At 69.6% G+C, this 18,624-nt stretch carries 17 protein-coding genes; 3 read left to right on the forward strand and 14 right to left on the reverse strand.

Translation table 11 applies throughout. From position 1 onward, the window contains the following. From M8859_RS32050 to pyrR, 13 genes are all read right to left on the reverse strand, one after another. The coding region (locus tag M8859_RS32050) for a primosomal protein N' family DNA-binding protein (protein ID WP_283780275.1) at nt 1–1,895 on the reverse strand (1,895 nt) is incomplete at its 3' end. 88 nt (nt 1,896–1,983) lie between these two features. Continuing rightward, nucleotides 1,984–3,195 (reverse strand): methionine adenosyltransferase, encoded by a 1,212-nt coding sequence (gene metK, locus M8859_RS32055; protein WP_249645389.1) that lies wholly within the window; start codon nt 3,193–3,195, stop codon nt 1,984–1,986. Nucleotides 3,196–3,426: 231 nt separating this feature from the next. Continuing rightward, nucleotides 3,427–4,650 carry a bifunctional phosphopantothenoylcysteine decarboxylase/phosphopantothenate--cysteine ligase CoaBC gene (coaBC, locus tag M8859_RS32060; RefSeq protein ID WP_159919248.1) on the reverse strand — a complete coding sequence of 408 codons (1,224 nt, stop codon included), beginning with the start codon at nt 4,648–4,650 and terminating at the stop codon, nt 3,427–3,429. Nucleotides 4,651–4,692: 42 nt separating this feature from the next. Next, entirely contained in the window at nt 4,693–4,974 is a 282-nt protein-coding gene (gene rpoZ / locus M8859_RS32065; protein ID WP_236565226.1) for a DNA-directed RNA polymerase subunit omega, read from the reverse strand. A gap of 170 nt (nt 4,975–5,144) precedes the next feature. After that, the gene (gene gmk / locus M8859_RS32070) at nt 5,145–5,729 is read right to left on the reverse strand and encodes a guanylate kinase (protein WP_159919250.1); all 585 of its coding nucleotides are present in this window, start codon (nt 5,727–5,729) and stop codon (nt 5,145–5,147) included. Between the two features lie 8 nt (nt 5,730–5,737). Then, nucleotides 5,738–6,058 (reverse strand): integration host factor, actinobacterial type, encoded by a 321-nt coding sequence (mihF, locus tag M8859_RS32075; RefSeq protein WP_028476708.1) that lies wholly within the window; start codon nt 6,056–6,058, stop codon nt 5,738–5,740. A 570-nt stretch (nt 6,059–6,628) separates the two neighbouring features. After that, nucleotides 6,629–7,453 (reverse strand): orotidine-5'-phosphate decarboxylase, encoded by an 825-nt coding sequence (gene pyrF, locus M8859_RS32080; protein ID WP_195071757.1) that lies wholly within the window; start codon nt 7,451–7,453, stop codon nt 6,629–6,631. Between the two features lie 25 nt (nt 7,454–7,478). Then, nucleotides 7,479–10,787, reverse strand: coding sequence for a carbamoyl-phosphate synthase large subunit (gene carB / locus M8859_RS32085; protein WP_195071736.1), 3,309 nt, complete (start codon nt 10,785–10,787; stop codon nt 7,479–7,481). After that, complete coding sequence (carA, locus tag M8859_RS32090; protein ID WP_236565227.1) at nt 10,787–11,878, reverse strand: glutamine-hydrolyzing carbamoyl-phosphate synthase small subunit; 1,092 nt, start codon at nt 11,876–11,878, stop codon at nt 10,787–10,789. Before carA ends, carB begins: the two co-directional genes overlap by 1 nt. Nucleotides 11,879–12,084: 206 nt before the next feature. After that, on the reverse strand, nt 12,085–12,606 hold the full coding sequence (locus tag M8859_RS32095; protein WP_159919265.1) for a PH-like domain-containing protein: 522 nt from the start codon (nt 12,604–12,606) through the stop codon (nt 12,085–12,087). Between the two features lie 33 nt (nt 12,607–12,639). Then, complete coding sequence (locus M8859_RS32100; protein WP_159919267.1) at nt 12,640–13,956, reverse strand: dihydroorotase; 1,317 nt, start codon at nt 13,954–13,956, stop codon at nt 12,640–12,642. Between the two features lie 145 nt (nt 13,957–14,101). After that, the gene (locus tag M8859_RS32105; protein WP_159919269.1) at nt 14,102–15,061 is read right to left on the reverse strand and encodes an aspartate carbamoyltransferase catalytic subunit; all 960 of its coding nucleotides are present in this window, start codon (nt 15,059–15,061) and stop codon (nt 14,102–14,104) included. A gap of 40 nt (nt 15,062–15,101) precedes the next feature. Beyond that, nucleotides 15,102–15,737: a bifunctional pyr operon transcriptional regulator/uracil phosphoribosyltransferase PyrR gene (gene pyrR, locus M8859_RS32110; protein ID WP_159919271.1), complete on the reverse strand. Its 636-nt coding sequence runs from the start codon at nt 15,735–15,737 to the stop codon at nt 15,102–15,104. 259 nt (nt 15,738–15,996) lie between these two features. On the opposite strand from pyrR, the gene M8859_RS32115 reads away from it, so the two are divergent. From M8859_RS32115 to M8859_RS32125, 3 genes are all read left to right on the forward strand, one after another. Then, nucleotides 15,997–16,623 (forward strand): alpha-ketoglutarate-dependent dioxygenase AlkB, encoded by a 627-nt coding sequence (locus tag M8859_RS32115; RefSeq protein WP_159919273.1) that lies wholly within the window; start codon nt 15,997–15,999, stop codon nt 16,621–16,623. 78 nt (nt 16,624–16,701) lie between these two features. Next, nucleotides 16,702–17,151 carry an SgcJ/EcaC family oxidoreductase gene (locus M8859_RS32120; RefSeq protein WP_159919275.1) on the forward strand — a complete coding sequence of 150 codons (450 nt, stop codon included), beginning with the start codon at nt 16,702–16,704 and terminating at the stop codon, nt 17,149–17,151. A gap of 44 nt (nt 17,152–17,195) precedes the next feature. Beyond that, nucleotides 17,196–17,909 (forward strand): HD domain-containing protein, encoded by a 714-nt coding sequence (locus tag M8859_RS32125; protein WP_159919277.1) that lies wholly within the window; start codon nt 17,196–17,198, stop codon nt 17,907–17,909. A gap of 85 nt (nt 17,910–17,994) precedes the next feature. Here M8859_RS32125 and M8859_RS32130 read toward each other — a convergent pair whose 3' ends face one another. After that, nucleotides 17,995–18,570 (reverse strand): TetR/AcrR family transcriptional regulator, encoded by a 576-nt coding sequence (locus M8859_RS32130; RefSeq protein ID WP_159919279.1) that lies wholly within the window; start codon nt 18,568–18,570, stop codon nt 17,995–17,997. Between the last annotated feature and the right edge of the window lie 54 nt (nt 18,571–18,624).

The raw sequence follows: 18,624 nt of genomic DNA on the forward strand, positions 1-18,624 counted from the left end.
CCGTCGAGCAAGAGGGCCACACCGTATCCACCGTGGACCACGGGTTCGGCGCCGACCGTCGCGACGACCACCTGCGCGCCCGGTTCCACGGTGTCGAGTACCGCGCCGCCGCCGGAACCACGAATCGGCACACCGGGAAAAGCACGGCCGAGTTCCTCCGCCGTACGCGTCGCGCCGATCACCACGGCGCGCAGCGCGCGCGACCCGCAGGTGCCGCAGCGGAACGCGGCCTCGGTGATCCCGCACCAGCGGCAAGCGGGGCTGTGTGCTGCCGCGCCGGATTCGGCCGCCGATCCCCGCGGTCCGCCGGCCTCCGGCAGCGCCAGCGGTCCGTTGCAGTGCCTGCATCGGGCAGGCGTGCGGCATTTCCCGCAGGCGAGCGCGGGAATGTATCCGCGACGCGGCACCTGGACCAGTACCGGCGCCCCCTCTTTCAGAGCCGCCCGTGCGGCCGCGAAGGCGACACCGGGAACCCGGACGGCCCGCGCCACCGGATCGCGCTCCAGTGCGATGTCGCTGTCGCCGGGGGCGCTGATGCGGGGAGTGACCTTGCGCAGGACGGCACGGTCGGCGACCAGATCGTGCGCCCAGCCGGATTCGACCACGGCTTGGATCTCCGCGGTGCGCGCGAAACCCGCCGCGACGAACGCCGCACCGGTCTCGTGCGCCCGCAACATCGCCACCTCACGCGCGTGCGGATACGGTGCGCGCTGTTCGGCGTAGGTGTCGTCGCCGTCGTCCCACAGCGCGATCAGCCCGAGGCGCGCCGCCGGTGCGAACACGGCGCTGCGCGTGCCGACCACCACCCGCGCCGAACCTCGCAACACCGCGAGCCAACGCCGATACCGGGCCGCTGGACCGAGGCCCGCCGCCAGACCGACCGCGGAGTCTCCCACCAGCGCAACACATTCCGCCAGCACCCGGTCGAGATCCCGCTGGTCGGGCACCATGAGGATCGCGCTGCGCCCTTGCCGGGCCACCACTGCGGCCAGCTCGGCCAGACGGCGAGGCCAGTCCTCCCCGGGCAGCGCCTGCCAAGCCGCCCGCGCGCCTTTTCCCTCCGCTAGCGCACCGACGAACGCCGCGCCGTGGACGTAACGCTCCCAGGAAGCGAGATCTACCGCTACGGCCGGAAGGTCCTGTGGAACGGGCGAGTCGGCGGGGGCGGCCGGGTGCGTGGTCGCGGCGGCGGAGTGAGGGTCCGCATCAGGCTCACCACCATCTGCCCCTTCAACGGGCGACCGCACGGCGCTCTCCCCGTTCGCCGGGCTCGAACCACCGGGTCCGGCTGCCCTGGCCGGTCCGATATCCGCGCGCACCGCTTTCGCACCGTGTACTACCGAGTCGGACTGCCCGACAGAAGGTCTCATGGACATCGACTGCGAAATCGGCTCGGCAGGGCTGGAATTCACGGCAGGCGACTGCGCAGAGGTTGAGCCACCGTCGATTTCGGTTTCAACGGCATGCTCGTCAACGCCGTGGACCAGGGCAGGATCGGCAGCGGAAACCGGGGCTTCGGTGGAAACAGGTTGCGCCGCAGCGGACTTCTTGCCGCCACCGGTTTCGGTGCGCGCGTGACGCGGCGGGATGGCCAAGCGCAGGACATCCGCGCGAGTGCCCGCGTAGCGGGCGGCCACCGCACCGGCCAACTGGAGGATCTCCGGGGTCAGCACGCGTTCGCCGGAGACGACGCGTTCGAGCTTGACCAGCTTGCCGCCGTGGTCACTGTGCGCCAGTCGCGCGAGCAGGTAACCGTCGACGAGGCGGCCCGCGAAACGGACACGCACCCGGACCCCGGGCTGGGCGATTTCGTCCAGCTCGGGGAACACCAGGTAGTCGAAGTCGCGGTCGAGATGCGCGGGCGACAGCAGCGGGAGGACCCGGGCGATCGGCAGCGCGACAGGTGCGGGACCCGCGGCTGTACGGTCCGCTTCGGTAGCGGAGGTATCCGCCGCGGGTTCGTTCACTCCGACCCGATCGGGGTCAGAGTCCGATGGCCGCGCGCAGCTTGTCCGCGCGGTCGGTGTGCTCCCACGGCAGATCGACGTCGGTGCGGCCGAAGTGGCCGTACGCGGCGGTCGGCGCGTAAATCGGGCGCAGCAGGTCCAGGTCGCGGATGATCGCGCCGGGGCGCAGATCGAAGACCTCGGTGATCGCGGTGGCGATGCGGGCCGGGTCGACCTTCTCGGTGCCGAAGGTCTCGACGAACAAGCCGACGGGGGCCGCCTTGCCGATCGCGTAGGCCACCTGGACCTCGACGCGCTCGGCCAGATCCGCCGCGACCACGTTCTTCGCGACCCAGCGCATGGCGTAGGCGGCCGAACGGTCCACCTTCGACGGGTCCTTGCCGGAGAAGGCGCCGCCGCCGTGGCGTGCCATGCCGCCGTAGGTGTCGACGATGATCTTGCGGCCGGTCAGGCCCGCGTCGCCCATCGGGCCACCGAGCACGAACTTGCCGGTGGGGTTGACCAGCAGACGGATGTTCGAGGTGTCCAGCGACGGCACGTCGAGGTCGGCGAGCACCGCGTCGAGAACCTTCTCGCGGATGTCGGGCGCGAGCAGGTTGTCCAGATCGATGTCGGCGGCGTGCTGGGTGGAGATGACCACCGTGTCGAGGCGAACCGGGCGGTCGCCGTCGTACCCGATGGTGACCTGGGTCTTGCCGTCCGGACGCAGGTAGGGCAGCACGCCGGACTTGCGCACCTCGGTCAAGCGGCGCGACAGCCGGTGCGCCAGCGCGATCGGCAGCGGCATCAGCTCCGGGGTGTCCTTGGTGGCGTACCCGAACATCAGGCCTTGGTCGCCTGCGCCCTGCCGCTCGATCTCGTCGTCGGAGCCCCCGACGCGCGCCTCGTGCGAGGTGTCCACACCCTGCGCGATATCCGGCGATTGCGCGCCGATCGCGATATTCACACCGCAGGAATTCCCGTCGAATCCCTTTGCCGAAGAGTCATATCCGATTTCCAGGACCTTTTCCCGGACAATGCGCGGAATATCGGCGTACGCCGACGTGGTGACCTCACCCGCGACATGGACCTGGCCGGTCGTCACGAGGGTTTCCACCGCGACCCGGCTGCGCGGATCTTCCGCGAGCAACGCATCGAGAATGGAATCGCTGATGGCATCACAGATTTTGTCCGGATGACCTTCGGTCACGGACTCACTGGTGAAAAGCCGGCTCCCGGACGTGCGCACAGTTCTTCCCTCTCCCTCAACGGGTTACTCGTATCGGCTTGCGACAGTAACGCGATGTCGCGACCGCGCAACCCTTAGATCTCAGACTATTCCAAATCACCGACAGAACGGGCGCCAACTACCCAGCCATCCCAGACAGCCGAACGCACGGTGTCTCGTCGGTGCCGAAATGATGACGGCGTCGCGAACGAACGACCGATCAGACAGCAATCCTGGCAGGCACCCGTCGGCTCAGCGCAGCAACACACTCAGCGCGTCGAGCACGCGGCTGGCCAACAGCGCCTTCGAGCCGTGATCGAGTGCCTGCTCGGTGCCGTCCGCGCCGAGCAGCCAGCCGTCGTTGGTGTCGACCTCGAACGCCTTGCCCTCTCCCACCGCGTTGACCACGAGCAGGTCGCAGCCCTTGCGTGCGAGCTTCGCCCGCGCATGGGTGAGGACGTCGCCGTGCTCGTCACCGGTCTCGGCGGCGAAGCCGACGATCGCGGTGCCGGGCAACTGCCCGTCGCGTCGCGCCTGCACCAGTCCGGCGAGGATGTCGTCGGTCTTGGTCAGCGCGATGACGTCGGGCTCGCCCGCGCCCTTCTTGATCTTGGCGGCGGCGACGTTGGTCGGCCGGAAATCGGCGACCGCCGCGGCCATGATCACCGCGTCGGCGCCGACGGCATGCTTGTCGACGGCGGTTTTCAGCTGTTCGGCCGTGGTGATGTGCACCAGATCGACGGCGGCGGGCGCCGCCATCTCGATCGTGTTGCCCGCGATCAGCGTGACGTGGGCGCCGCGCTGGGCCGCGACCCGCGCGAGCGCGTAGCCCTGCTTGCCGGAGCTGCGGTTACCGAGGAAACGCACCGGATCCAGCGGTTCCCTGGTGCCGCCCGCCGTGATGACGACCCGGCGGCCCTCCAGATCGCGCGGAATCGCGTCGGCGCGCTCCATGAGCAGCGACGCGAGGCCGAAGATCTCCTCGGGCTCGGGCAGTCGTCCCGGGCCGGTGTCGGCGCCGGTGAGCCGGCCCGCCGCGGGCTCCATCACGATCGCACCGCGGGCGCGCAGCGTCGCGACGTTGGCGACGGTCGCCGGATGCTCCCACATCTCGGTGTGCATCGCGGGCGCGAACAGGATCGGACATCGGGCCGTCAGCAACGTGGCGGTGAGCAGGTCGTCGGCGCGGCCGGACGCGGCGCGCGCCATGAGGTCGGCAGTCGCCGGGGCGATGACCACCAGGTCCGCCTCCTGGCCCAGTCGAACGTGCGGAACCTCGGGCACGTCGGAGAACACGCCGGTGTGCACCGGGTTCCCGGACAGTGCTTCGAAGGTCGCCTTGCCGACGAACTCCAGCGCCGACGTGGTGGGGATCACCCGGACGTCGTGTCCGGTCTCGGTGAACCGCCGGACCAGAGAGCACGCCTTGTAGGCGGCGATTCCTCCGGCTACGCCGACGACGATCCTTGTGGTCACTACGCCTCCGGCCTAGTCGTGGTCACAGCGAACTCGGTCGCCTCACTCGCCTTCGGAGTGTTCGAGCAGGTCGGAGTGGATCTCGCGCAGGGCGACCGACAGCGGCTTCTCCTGCAGGCCCGGCTCGACCAGCGGGCCGACGTACTCGAGGATGCCGTCGCCGAGCTGGTTGTAGTAGTCGTTGATCTGACGGGCCCGCTTGGCCGCGTAGATCACCAGGGCGTACTTGGACGACGTGCGCTCGAGCAGCTCATCGATCGGCGGGTTGGTGAGGCCGACCGGGGTGTCGTAGGCGGGCGCGGCCTTGATGTCCGTACTGCTCACTAGGGGAACTCCTGGTGTCGGGTGTCGCATGAACGAAGCCCGTCGCGGTGCGGCGCGCTGCCGCCTCCGGGCTTGCTCGCTCATGCCGTAGTGGATGGCGCATGCGCGACGGGCCCTACGAGGTCAGGCAGGCTCCTCCTCGGGCCGGATCGCTCATGCGCAGGTGGGGGTCACGAACTCGAATTTGTGCTAACGAACAACGATACCAACTGCTCACAGGCGCTGGTCACCTCGTCGTTCACGATAACGATGTCGAACTCGTCACATGCCGCCAGTTCCGTCCTGGCTGTTTCCAAGCGGCGCTCGATCACCTCGGGGGATTCGGTGCCGCGTGAGGTCAGCCGCGCCACCAATTCCTCCCAGCTCGGCGGGGCCAGGAACACCAGGATCGCCTCCGGGATCGCCCGGCGCACCGATCGCGCGCCCTCGAGATCCACTTCGACCAACACCGGAAGGCCTTCCGCCAAGGCGGCGCGCACCGGCCCGGCGGGGGTGCCCGAACGCTGCAATCCACCGTGGATGTCCGCCCACTCGAGCAGCTCACCCGCCTCGATCATCGCGTCGAACTCCGCGCGGGAGACGAAGCGGTAGTCGAGGCCGTCGACCTCCCCGGGCCGCGGGGCCCGGGTCGTTGCCGACACGCTGAAGACCAGGTCGGGCAGTCGTTCGCGGACACAGCGGACCACGGTGGACTTGCCCACGGCCGAGGGGCCGACCAGTACTACCAGTCGACCCTTCCGCGTGTGTTCGATCACCCTCGTCGTCAGGCGTCGAAGTCGAACCGGGCCAGCAGCGCCTTGCGCTGCCGGTCGCCGAGTCCGCGCAGCCGCCGGGTGGGGGCGATCTCCAGCTCGCTCATGATTTCCGCCGCCTTGACCTTGCCCACCTTCGGCAGGGCCTCCAGCAGCGCCGACACCTTCATCTTGCCGAGGATCTCGTCGGTCTCGGCGTCGGTGAGGACCTGCTTCAGGTTGGTGCCGCCACGCTTCAAGCGCTCCTTGAGCTCCGCCCGAGCGCGGCGAGCGGCAGCCGCCTTCTCCAAAGCAGCGGCGCGCTGCTCGTCAGTCAGCTGGGGAAGGGCCACGGTTCCTCCGTCTCATCGTTCATTGCATCAACTCCTGCCGGTAACCCGGCAGTCTCAGCGACCGTACCCACGACGTCCGCCGATTGCGAACCCACCCCCCAGGTCAGCGCATGATTCCGGATATCGCAGGCACCGGGGTGGTGCGTCGAGCGGCCGGTCCGCGCCACCGCTCCGATCACCCGGCGGACGTCGCGAAATACGCCGCCAGCAGGGCTTTTTCGACAGACCGAGTGGTTTGCGAAAGGGTTGCTGGACCGCAGCGCATCGTTCCAGCAACCCCTCACCCGCCCTACCAGGAACTTTCTGGAAATTTCCCGCGTGTCGCGAGTTCTTTCCGCGTGTCGGGCGTCACAGCGAGGTATGCCGGGCACTCCCGCGCGGCATTCGGTGTCGATTTGTGAGCCCTGTACGGCGTCCAGGTGCGATGCGCCACCCCGCGCACCGCTCAGGACCCGAAATCGACCCAGTGACGCGCCCAGGCCCCGGTAAACGGCACCTGTGTGCGTGCACTTGCACGCGCAGATGGCCGAAATGACGGAAGGCCGGCGCGGGGTGCGCCGGCCTTCCGGGTCATTTCTGCAGGAACGCGAACGCGTCCTGAAGTTCGTGCACTCTGGCACGCAGTGCCGGGACGGTGGGGCCCTCCCGCAGCACCTCGCGCGAGACGTTCGGGAGGACGGCCCCGAGCACCGCCTCGGGTACCAGGTCGCGGATGGTTTCCGGGCCACCGCCCTGGGCGCCCACCCCGGGCATGAGAATCGGCCCGTTGAGCGCGGAGAGGTCCGGCGCCTCGCTCAGCGTGGCGCCCACCACCACGCCCACCGAACCGAACTCACCGCCCGGATTGCGGGCCGCGGCCTCGTCCACCATCGTCTGCGCGATCGCGCGGCCGTCCGTGCCGACCGCCCGCTGTACCTGCGCCCCTTCCGGATTCGACGTCGCGGCGAGCACGAAGACGCCGCGGTGGTTGGCCTCGGCCAACGTCAGCGCCGGAGCCAGCGAACCGAATCCGAGGTACGGCGAGACCGTCACCGCGTCCGACCCGAGTGGACCGTCGGCCAGCCACGTCCGGGCGTAGGCGTCCATGGTGGACCCGACGTCGCCGCGCTTGGCGTCGGCGAGCACCAGAGTTCCCGAAGCGCGCAGCACATCGATGGTCCGCTCCAGGACCGCGATACCGCCGGAGCCGTAGGCCTCGAAGAACGCGACCTGCGGTTTGACCAGCGCGACCAGGCCGTCGAAAGCCTCCACGCAGATCTCGGCGAACCGCTCGAGCCCCTCGGCATCCTCGGTGAGGTCCCAGGACCGCAGCAGTTCCGGATGGGGGTCGATGCCGACGCACACGGGCCCGAACTGCCCCATCGCGTGCCGCAACCGTCGGCCGAAGGTCTTCATCTCGCCCGTTCCGTCCTGCCGCGGCTCACCCACGCAGCACCGAGTGCAGTTCCTGCAGGGACCGCACACCGATTCCGCCGTTGATGCTGGCCTCGATGCCCTGCACCGCCGCAGCGGCGCCCTGCACGGTGGTGATGCACGGGATGTTCACCCCGACCGCCGCGCTGCGGATCTCGTAGCCGTCCACGCGGGGACCGGAGTTGCCGTAGGGCGTGTTGAACACCATGTCCACCTCGCCGTCGCGGATCTGCTCCACGATGGTGGGCTCGTCGTCCGGGCGCACCTCGGAGTGCTTGCGCACCTGTTCGCACGGAATCCCGTTGCGGCGCAGCATCTCCGCCGTGCCCTCGGTGGCGAGGATGCGGAAGCCCAGGTCGTACAGGCGCTTGACCGGGAAGACCATCGCGCGCTTGTCCCGGTTGGCGATCGAGACGAACACGGTGCCCTCGGTGGGCAGCGAGCCGTAGGCGGCGGTCTGGCTCTTGGCGAAGGCGGTGCCGAAATCGGCGTCGATGCCCATCACCTCGCCGGTGGACTTCATCTCCGGCGACAGCAGCGAATCCACGCCGCTGCCGTCGGCGCGGCGGAACCGGTGGAACGGCAGCACGGCTTCCTTCACCGCCACCGGAGCGTCCAGCGCGACGTGCCCGCCGTCGCCCTCGCCCGGGAGCATCCCCTCCTTGCGGAGTTCGGCGATGGTGGCGCCGAGCATGATCCGCGCGGCGGCCTTCGCCAGCGGCACCGCGGTGGCCTTGGACACGAACGGGACCGTCCGGCTCGCCCGTGGATTGGCCTCCAGCACGTAGAGCACGTCGTCCTTGAGCGCGTACTGCACGTTGAGCAGGCCACGGACGCCGATGCCCTTGGCCAGCGCGACGGTGGAGCGGCGCACCGCCTCGATGTCGCTGCGGCCCAGCGTGATCGGAGGCAGCGCGCAGGCCGAGTCGCCGGAGTGGATGCCCGCTTCCTCGATGTGCTCCATCACGCCGCCGAGGTAGACCTCCTCGCCGTCGCACAGCGCGTCGACATCGATCTCGATCGCGTCCTCCAGGAACCGGTCGACCAGCACCGGGTGCTCCGGGCTGAGCTCGGTCGCGCGGGAGATGTAGCCCTCGAGGGACTGCTCGTCGTACACGATCTCCATGCCGCGACCGCCGAGCACGTAGGACGGGCGCACCAGCACCGGGTAGCCGATCTCGGTGGCGATCTTGCGCGCCTGCGCGAACGTGGTCGCGGTGCCGTACTTCGGCGCGGGCAGCCCCGCCGCGACCAGCACGTCGCCGAACTCGCCGCGATCCTCGGCCAGGTCGATGGCGGCCGCGCTGGTACCGACCACCGGCACCCCCGCCTCGGTGAGGCGCTGCGCGAGGCCGAGCGGGGTCTGCCCGCCCAGCTGCACGATGACGCCCGCGACGGTGCCGGATTCGCATTCGGCGTGGTAGACCTCGAGGACGTCCTCGAAGGTCAGCGGCTCGAAGTAGAGCCGGTCAGCGGTGTCGTAGTCGGTGGAGACGGTCTCGGGGTTGCAGTTGACCATCACCGTCTCGAACCCGGCCTGCGACAGCGTCTGCGCCGCGTGCACGCACGAGTAGTCGAACTCGATACCCTGGCCGATCCGGTTGGGCCCGGAGCCGAGGATGATCACCTTCGCGCGCTCGCGCTGCGGCGCCACCTCTGACTCGGCGGCGGGATCGAGTTCGTAGGCCGAGTAGTGGTACGGGGTCTTGGCCTCGAACTCGGCGGCGCAGGTGTCGACGGTCTTGAAGACCGGGCGGATACCGAGCCGGTGCCGCAGTGCGCGCACTCCGGTCTCCCCCGCCAGCTCGGGCCGCAGCGCGGCCAGCTGACGGTCGGACAGGCCGTAGTGCTTGGCCCGGCGCAGCAACGGCTCGTCCAGCACGGGCGCGTCGAGGATCTCCTGACGCAGCTCGACCAGTCCGGCCACCTCCGCGACGAACCACGGGTCGATGCCGGAGGCGGCGGCGACGTCCTCGATGCTCGCGCCCAGCCGCAGCGCCCGCTCGACCTGGTAGATGCGCCCTTCGGTGGGAGTGCGCAGGTCCTCCAGGATCGCTTCGGCGTCGGTCCACGCGCCGTCTTCCTGGGTCCAGAAACCCGCGGCCTTGGTCTCCAGCGAACGCAGCACCTTGCCCAGCGCCTCGGCGAAGTTGCGGCCCAGCGACATCGCCTCGCCCACCGACTTCATGGTGGTGGTCAGCGTGCCGTCGGCGCCGGGGAACTTCTCGAACGCGAACCGCGGCGCCTTGACCACCACGTAGTCCAGGGTCGGCTCGAAGCAGGCCGGGGTTTCCTTGGTGATGTCGTTGACGATCTCGTCGAGCGTGTAGCCGATGGCCAGCTTGGCGGCGATCTTCGCGATCGGGAAGCCGGTCGCCTTGGAGGCCAGCGCGGACGAGCGCGAGACGCGCGGGTTCATCTCGATGACGATCAGGCGCCCGTCGAGCGGGTTCACCGCGAACTGGATGTTGCAGCCGCCGGTGTCGACGCCGACCTCGCGCAGGATGGCGATGCCCAGATCGCGCAGCTTCTGGTACTCGCGGTCGGTGAGCGTCATCGCAGGCGCGACGGTCATCGAGTCGCCGGTGTGCACGCCCATCGGGTCGACGTTCTCGATCGAACAGACCACCACGACGTTGTCCCGGCCGTCGCGCATCAACTCGAGCTCGTATTCCTTCCAGCCGAGGATGGACTCCTCGATGAGGACGTTCGCGGTGGGCGAGGCGGCCAGACCACCGCCGGCGATGCGATCGAGGTCCTCGTCGTTGTACGCCATGCCGGAACCGAGGCCGCCCATGGTGAACGACGGGCGCACCACCACGGGGAAGCCGAGCTCGCCGACCGTCTCGCGGACCTCGTCCATGGTGAAACAGACCCGCGAGCGGGCGCTCTCCCCGCCCACCTTGGCCACGATGTCCTTGAACTTCTGCCGGTCCTCACCGCGCTGGATGGCGTCGAAGTCGGCGCCGATCAGCTCCACGCCGTACTTGTCCAGCACTCCGCGCTCGTGCAGCGCGACCGCGGTGTTCAGCGCGGTCTGGCCACCGAGAGTGGCCAGGATCGCGTCGGGGCGCTCCTTGTCGATGACCTTCTCCACGAACTCCGGCGTGATCGGCTCGACGTAGGTGGCGTCGGCGAACTCCGGGTCGGTCATGATCGTCGCCGGGTTCGAGTTGACCAGCGACACCCGCAGGCCCTCGGCCCGCAGCACCCGGCACGCCTGCGTGCCGGAGTAGTCGAATTCGCACGCCTGGCCGATGACGATCGGGCCAGAACCGATCACCAGGATGTGCTCGAGATCCTCGCGGCGAGGCATCAGGCTCCTTCCATGAGACCGGCGAAACGGTCGAACAGATATGCGGCGTCGTGGGGGCCTGCGGCGGCCTCCGGGTGGTACTGCACCGAGAAGGCGCGGCCGTCGACCAGCCGGACGCCTTCCACCGTGCCGTCGTTGGCGCAGACGTGGCTCACCTCGGCCGTGCCGAAGGGTGTGTCGAACCGCTCGCCCCGCTCACCTTCCAGCGCGAACCCGTGGTTCTGCGCGGTGATCGAGATCCGGCCGGTCTCGTGCTCCACCACCGGGATGTTGATGCCGCGGTGGCCGAACTTCATCTTGTAGGTGTCCCGGCCGAGCGCGCGGCCGAGGATCTGGTTGCCGAAGCAGATACCGAACAGCGGCAGGCCTTCGCCCAGCACGCCGCGGGTCAGCTCGATCGCGTCGGTCGCGGTGGCGGGGTCACCGGGGCCGTTGGACAGGAAGACGCCGTCGGGTTTCAGTTCGAGGATCCGATCCAGCGTCGTCGAGGACGACACCACGTGCACCCGCATGCCGCGCTGCGCGAACATACGCGGGGTGTTGGTCTTGATCCCGAGGTCGACCGCGACGACGGTGCACCGGTGCTCACCGTCCGGCTCGATCGTGTACAGCGCGTCGGTGCTCACCTCGCCCGCCAGGTCGGCGCCCAGCATCGACGGCTGGCCGTTCACCCTGGCCACCAGCTCGTCGGTGGCCGCGAGGGCGTCGCCGGAGAAGATGCCCGCCTTCATCGAACCGCGGGAGCGCAGGTGGCGCACCAGCGCGCGGGTGTCGATGCCCGCGATGCCGACGACCCGCTGACGCTCCAGTTCCTCCGGCAGCGTGGTGGTGGCGCGCCAGTTCGACGCGCGCCGCGCCGGATCGCGCACCACGTACCCGGCCACCCAGATCTTCGCGGACTCGTCGTCCTCGTCGTTCCAGCCGGTGTTGCCGATCTGCGGCGCGGCCGCGACCACGATCTGGCGGTGGTAGGACGGGTCGGTGAGGGTCTCCTGATACCCGGTCATCGCGGTGCAGAAAACCGCCTCACCGAGCGTCTGGCCCACGGCGCCGTAGGCGCGGCCGCGGAAAACCCGGCCGTCCTCCAGCACGAGTGCCGCGTCCGTCCCCGCCCTGCTCCCGCCCGTGTCCGTCCCCGCCCTGCTCCCGCCCGTGTCCGTCCCCGCCCTGCTCCCGCCCGTGTCCGTCCCCGCCCTGCTCCCGCCCGTGTCCGTCCCCGCCCTGCTCCCGCCCGTGTCCGTCCCCGCCCTGCTCCCGCCCGTGTCCGTCCCCGCCCTGCTCCCGCCCGTGTCGACTGTCATCCCTCGTCATCTCCCGTCATCGTCCCGCTCTGATCCGCCGCGGTAAGCCCGCGCCAAGCCGGGTAGACCGACTTGTCGTCGCCGCGGAAACCCGTATCGATCTCGGTTCCGGTCGGCAGCTTCCAGCGAATGACCAGCACACCATCTTCCGTCATCACTTTGCCCGCGTGTCCGCGTTCGGTGCGCACCGCGGTGATGGATTCCTGTGGAATCCAGATCACGGTCGCGCCGTCGCGTTCGAGCAGAATCCCCCGTTCGAACCGCGTGAGTTCCGCGGTGGCCCGGAAACCCAGGTCACCGACCGTGATCCGGTCCTGCCAGCTGGGCGCGATCGTGCTGCCCAGGTAGAGGCCGGTGGTCGGCTCCAGCACCTGCGCGCCGAGTTCGGCAGGCACGGCAGGCAACGTGCCGATGCGCTCAGCCTGACGCGCGGCGCGGTTGCGCCAGCCCCGGTACATCAGCCAGAGGCAGGCCACGAACAGGACCAGCAGCCCGACGACCCACAGCGTTCTCTCCACTCAAGAACCTCCTCGAACACCGCGCTCGTTCATCTACGCCTCCGCCCGGTTGCCCAGCGCCTTGCCGTCGCGGGCGGTGACCCGGCCGCGCAGCAACGTCGCCGTCACCCGCGCCGGGAAGGTCATCGCCTCGAACGGGGTGTTGTTCGCGATGCTGGCCAGTTCCGTTCCGCGCACCGTCCAGCTCGCCTTCGGGTCGACCAGCGTCAAATTCGCCGGCTCGCCGACCTCGAGCGGCCTGCCGTGCTCGTCCAAGCCGACGATCGCCGCCGGACGCTCACTCATGACGCGGGCGACGCCGCGCCAGTCCAGCAGCCCGGGCTCGACCATGGTCCGCACGATGATCGACAGCGCTGTCTCCAGGCCGAGCATGCCGGGCCGGGCCGCGGCGAACTCGCAGCACTTGTCCTGCTCCGCGTGCGGAGCGTGGTCGGTGGCGACGCAGTCGATGATCCCCTCCGCCAGCGCTTGCCGCAGCGCCGCGGCATCGGACGCCTCGCGCAGCGGCGGGTTGACCTTGTTGACCGCGTCGTAGGTCTCCAGCCGGGAGTCGTCCAGCAGCAGGTGGTGCGGGGTGACCTCGGCGGTGATGGCGATGCCCTGCGACTTCGCCCATTTCACCAGCTCCACGGTGCCCGCGGTGGAAGCGTGGCAGATGTGCACCCGGGCGCCCGCGTCGCGCGCCAGCAGAGCGTCACGCGCCACGATGGACTCCTCCGCCGCGCGCGGCCAGCCGGCCAAGCCCAGCCGGGCAGCGGTCGGCCCCTCGTGCGCGATCGCGCCCTTGGTCAGTCGCGGCTCCTCGGCATGCTGGGCGATCAGGACGCCGAGCGAGTTGGCGTACTCCAGGGCGCGGCGCATGATCAGCGGGTCGTAGACGCAGTGACCGTCGTCGGAGAACATGCGCACCGCGCCGACGCCCGCCGCCATCGTCCCCATCTCGGCGAGTTGCTTGCCTTCCAGACCGACGGTGACCGCGCCGACCGGGTACACATCGACCAGGCCGACCTCCCGGCCGCGGCGCCATACGTGGTCGGTGACGACCACCGAGTCGGCGACCGGGCTGGTGTTGGCCATCGCGAACACCGCGGTGTAGCCGCCGAGCGCGGCCGCGGCGGATCCGGACTCGATGGTCTCGGTGTCCTCCCGGCCCGGCTCACGCAGATGGGTGTGCAGGTCGACGAAGCCGGGCAGCAGAATCTGCCCCTGCGCGTCGATGATCTCGGCGTCGACCACGTCGAGATCGGCGCCGATCCGGCGGATCTCGCCGTCGGCGACGAGCACGTCGACCGGCTCGCCTTCGCCGTACAGCAGCGCGCCCTTGATCAGAACGGGCGTGTTCGCACTCATGCTGTGTCCTTTCCGGCACGAGCGGGGACCTGCGTGGTCACGCTCCGCTGCCTCCTCCGGCCCTGACCGCTCATGCCGGGTCCCTCTCCGGCACGAGCGGGGACCTGCGTGGTCACGCTCCGCTGCCTCCTCCGGCCCCGACCGCTCATGCCACTGCCTCCTGTGTGCCGACGAGCAGGCGGAACAGGACCGCCATGCGCATGTGCACACCGTTGGTGACCTGTTGCAGCACCGCGGCTTTCGGGGAGTCCGCGACCGAGGACGCGATCTCCATGCCGCGCAGCATCGGGCCGGGGTGCAGCACGACGGCGTGGTCCTCCAGCAGGGCCAACCTACGCTCGGACAGTCCATAGGTGATCGCGTACTCGCGGGCCGACGGGAAGAACCCGCCGTTCATCCGCTCGGCTTGCACACGCAGCATCAGCACCGCGTCGGCGCCGATCAGTTCGGCGTCCAGATGATGTGACACGCGGGCCGGCCAGGTCTCGACGCCGACCGGCATGAGCGTGCGGGGCGCGACCAGCACGACTTCCGCGCCGAGGGTGGCCAGCAGGAAGACATTGGACCGCGCTACCCGGCTGTGCAGGATGTCGCCGACGATCACGACGCGCTTGCCCTCGATGTCGCCGAGCCGCTGCCGGAGGGTCAGCGCGTCCAACAGGGCCTGAGTCGGGTGCTCGTGCGTCCCGTCGCCCGCGTTGACGACCGCCGGGCCGGAGTTGTGCCCTGCCGCGACCGCCCACTCGTCCATCCAGCGTGCGATCTGGTGTGCGGCGCCGGAGGCCGGGTGCCGCACGATCAGCGCGTCGGCTCCGGCAGCGTGCAAGGTCAGCGCGGTGTCGCGCAGCGACTCCCCCTTGGCGACCGACGAGCTGCTCGCGCTCACGTTGATCACGTCCGCGCTCATCCATTTGCCCGCGACTTCGAACGACACTCTGGTCCGGGTGGAGTTCTCGTAGAAGACCGTCATCACGGTGCGCCCGCGCAGCGTGGGCAGCTTGTGCACCTCACGGCCGAGCAGGGCCTGTTCGAACCGTTCGGCCTCGTCGAGCAGTTCGGTCGCGGCGGCGCGATCGAGCGCGGCGACCGACAGCAGATGCCTCACCGGCGTACCTCCCGTCGCGAGGCGGCGTGCGTCGGATTCATCACGCCTCCTCCTGGTGCAGGTAGACGCCGTCGCGGCCGTCGTGTTCGGTCAGCAGCACCGAGATGTCCTCGGATCGGCTGGTCGGCACGTTCTTGCCCACATAGTCGGCGCGGATCGGCAGTTCGCGATGGCCGCGGTCGATGAGCACCGCCAGCTGCACCGCGCGGGGGCGGCCCAGATCACGCAGGCCGTCGAGCGCGGAGCGGACGGTACGACCGGAGAACAGGACGTCGTCGACGAGAACCACCAGCGCGTCATCGATGCCGCCGTCCGGGACGGAGGTGCGTTCCAGCGGCCGGTGCGGCCGGCTACGCAGATCGTCGCGGTAGAGGGTGATGTCGAGCGAGCCCAGAGCCGGGCGGACGCCGGAGAATTCCTCGATCTTCTCGGTGAGCCGCGCGGCCAAGGTGGTGCCACGGGTGGGAATGCCGATCAGTACTACGCGCGGCGCGTCCGGCTCTCCCGCGTCCAACGCGGTCTTCTCGATGATCTGGTGCGCGATGCGCGCGATGGTCCGCCCGACATCCGAAGCCGACAACAGCTCCCGCCCCACCGCCACCCATTCCGGGGTGTGTCGCTGCGATGTCTCGGCAGCGCCGCCGGACTTGGCGGCCCGTTCTTCGGGCACGGCCATGCCGACCTCCTTCCCCGCCTCACCGGACGGTCCGTTAAAGGATGTCTTACGGCAAGCAGCGTAGCAGCGCCGCAACCCCCGGTTTCACCAGGCATATCCCGCTGTGAGCGGGGCCACTGCAGCCCAGCGGACGCGGACGCCGCTCCAAGCGCACCGCGCGGACCCGTCCGGTCGGCCACGCCGACAGCCGGACGAAGCTCCCGACAATCCTGACCGAAATCCGCTAGCACGTATGTTCGATCAGCGGTACGCTCCCCTCATGTCCACACCGCTCCAGGGATCGCTGCTCGACGGATTCGGTGATACCGAATTCGCGCCGCTTCGCGATGCGCGCCGGACGGTGCTCGACCACGGAGCCTGGGTGGATCTGCTGCCTGGTTGGCTTTCGGGCGCGGACGCGCTGTTCGACCGACTGGTCACCTGCGTGCCTTGGAAAGCGGAGCGCAGGCCGATGTACGACCGCGTGGTCGACGTGCCCCGGCTACTGCGGTTCTACGCGGAGCACGAACCACTGCCGGATCCGGCCCTGGCCGACGCCCGCGCGGCGCTGAGCGACCACTATCGTCACGAGCTCGGCGAACCGTTCCGCACCGCAGGCCTGTGCTATTACCGGGACGGGCGCGACAGCGTCGCCTGGCACGGCGACAACATCGGCCGCGGCGCCACCCACGACACGATGGTCGCGATCGTGTCGGTCGGGGCGCCGAGGGCGCTGCTGCTACGCCCCCGTGGTGGTGGGGCGAGCATCAAATACGTTGTGGGCCATGGCGATCTGCTGGTCATGGGCGGCTCCTGCCAGCGCACATGGGAGCACGCGATACCGAAGACACGCAAACCCACCGGCCCACGGATCAGCATCCAGTACCGCCCGCGCGGCGTCCGCTGACGCCGTGCCCGCACTGTGCTCCACCCGACAGCGCGCCGGCTTGACCTGAACCGCCGTTGAGGTCGGAAGCTCGTCGGCATGAGTACGACAGCTTCCACACCGCCCCTGGTCGAGGACACAACGGTCGACCACACCGACGACATCGCCGCGATCCGGCAGATCGTGGCCAACGCGGAGGCGGGTTTCAACGCCAACGACGCCGCGCTGCTGTCCGCCGATTTCACCGCCAACGCCGCCGTCGTCAACGCGATGGGCACGCTGATCACCGGATTCGAGGCGCTGCTCGACGCGAACCGCCGAGGTCTGGCGGGATTCCTGAAAGACCAGTACGCGCGCTACGAGATCGCCGACATCACGTTTCTACGACCGGACGTCGCGATCGCGCACAAGCGGGCATGGGCGACGACGGCCGACGGAGAACTGCTCGACAACGACCATGCCATGATCGCGCTCTACGTGCTCGTCAAGCAGGGCGATCGCTGGTACACCGCCGCCCGGCAGAACACTTTGGTGCCCGCAGCCGAATGATCCGCCGACCGGCGCGTGTCACCCGGGCCGGTTAGCCTGGCATCATGAGCAATCCAGGGGCGGGGGTCTTGGCCGTGATGCCGCTGCACACGATCAGCGAAGTCTACGGCGTGGCCGGGCTGCAGGAACGATTACTGCTGGAAATCGCCGAGCTGCCCGACACGCCGCGCTTGACCGCGGCGCTGGATCTCGCGGCCGACCTGCATCGTGACGATCGTTACGGCCGCGAGCCGTACCTCAGTCATCTACTGCGCGTGACGATTCGGATCATCAGCCACTACGAGGTCAAGGACCCGGACGTGGTCGCGGCGGGCCTGCTGCACGACTCGGTCGAGGACCACGCCGCCGAGCTGGCCGCCGACCGCCCCGGCCCGACCGTCGACGCCGCTCTCGGCGCGCTCACCGACCGGTTCGGTGAACGAGTGGCCGATCTCGTCGCAGCGGTGACCAATCCCGAACCGGATCCGGCGCGCGACCGGCAGGCACAGTACCGCGAGCACGTCGCGACCAACCTGGACCGCGACCCATGGGCCCGGGTGATCAAGCTCTCCGACTTCACCGACAACGGCGTAGGCATCCTTTACGCCACCGGTCCCGCAATGGGCAAACTCGCCGCCAAATACCGTCCGCTCACCGCCGTGTACCGCGACCTGGTCACCCGGCCGGACACGCCGCTGGCCGACCACGTCCGGCAGCACATTCTAGATCAGCTCGACCGCGCGGACGAGCGGTTCGAGGCGATCCTGTCGCGCGACTGATCGCCGGGCGGGTCGGCGACGCGACTGTGCCTGCGGCACAGAAGTATCGGCGCCAACCCGCACCCTTCCAGGAAGCGGTGAGTGGTCACGGCGCGCGCAGCACCGACTCGACCAGCTCGCGCACCGCCGCCAGCAACCGGTCGGTCCGACCCGCCCGCACCATGCTCGACACCAACTCGGCGCTCAGCGCCCCCAGCAGCAGCCGCCCGACCACTTCGGCATCCAGGTCAGGGCGGGCTTCGCGCAGCAACGTGGTGATGTGGTTGTCCCAGAACGCGTGGAACTCGGCGGTCCGCGGATGCGGCGGCTCGGTGCGATAAACGGCCATCAGCTCGGAGTTGTCGATCACCAGCCGGGCCATCGCGTCGAAGTAGGCGATCAGGCGCGCATCGGCGGGCGCGCCGGGGCCGAGCGGCGGCGGGCCGCTGCTGATCGCGTCCATGAGCGTCAGCGCGCTCTGCGCCACCATCTCGTGCAAGAGCCCGGCGCGGCTGCCGAAGCGATGGAAGATCGTGCCCTTACCCACTCCGGCGGCGGCCGCGACGCGATCCATCGTGATCGCCTCGGCGCCGTGCTCGGCGAGCAGCGCGAAGGTGGCATCCAGGATCGCCTGCCGGTTACGTGCCGCGTCCGCCCGTTCCCTGGGCCGTTCCTCGCCCATCGCACCCGCTTTCTAGACAAGTTGACCGACGGTCCATATCATCGAGGGGCTAAT

Source organism: Nocardia sputi (assembly GCF_023501985.1).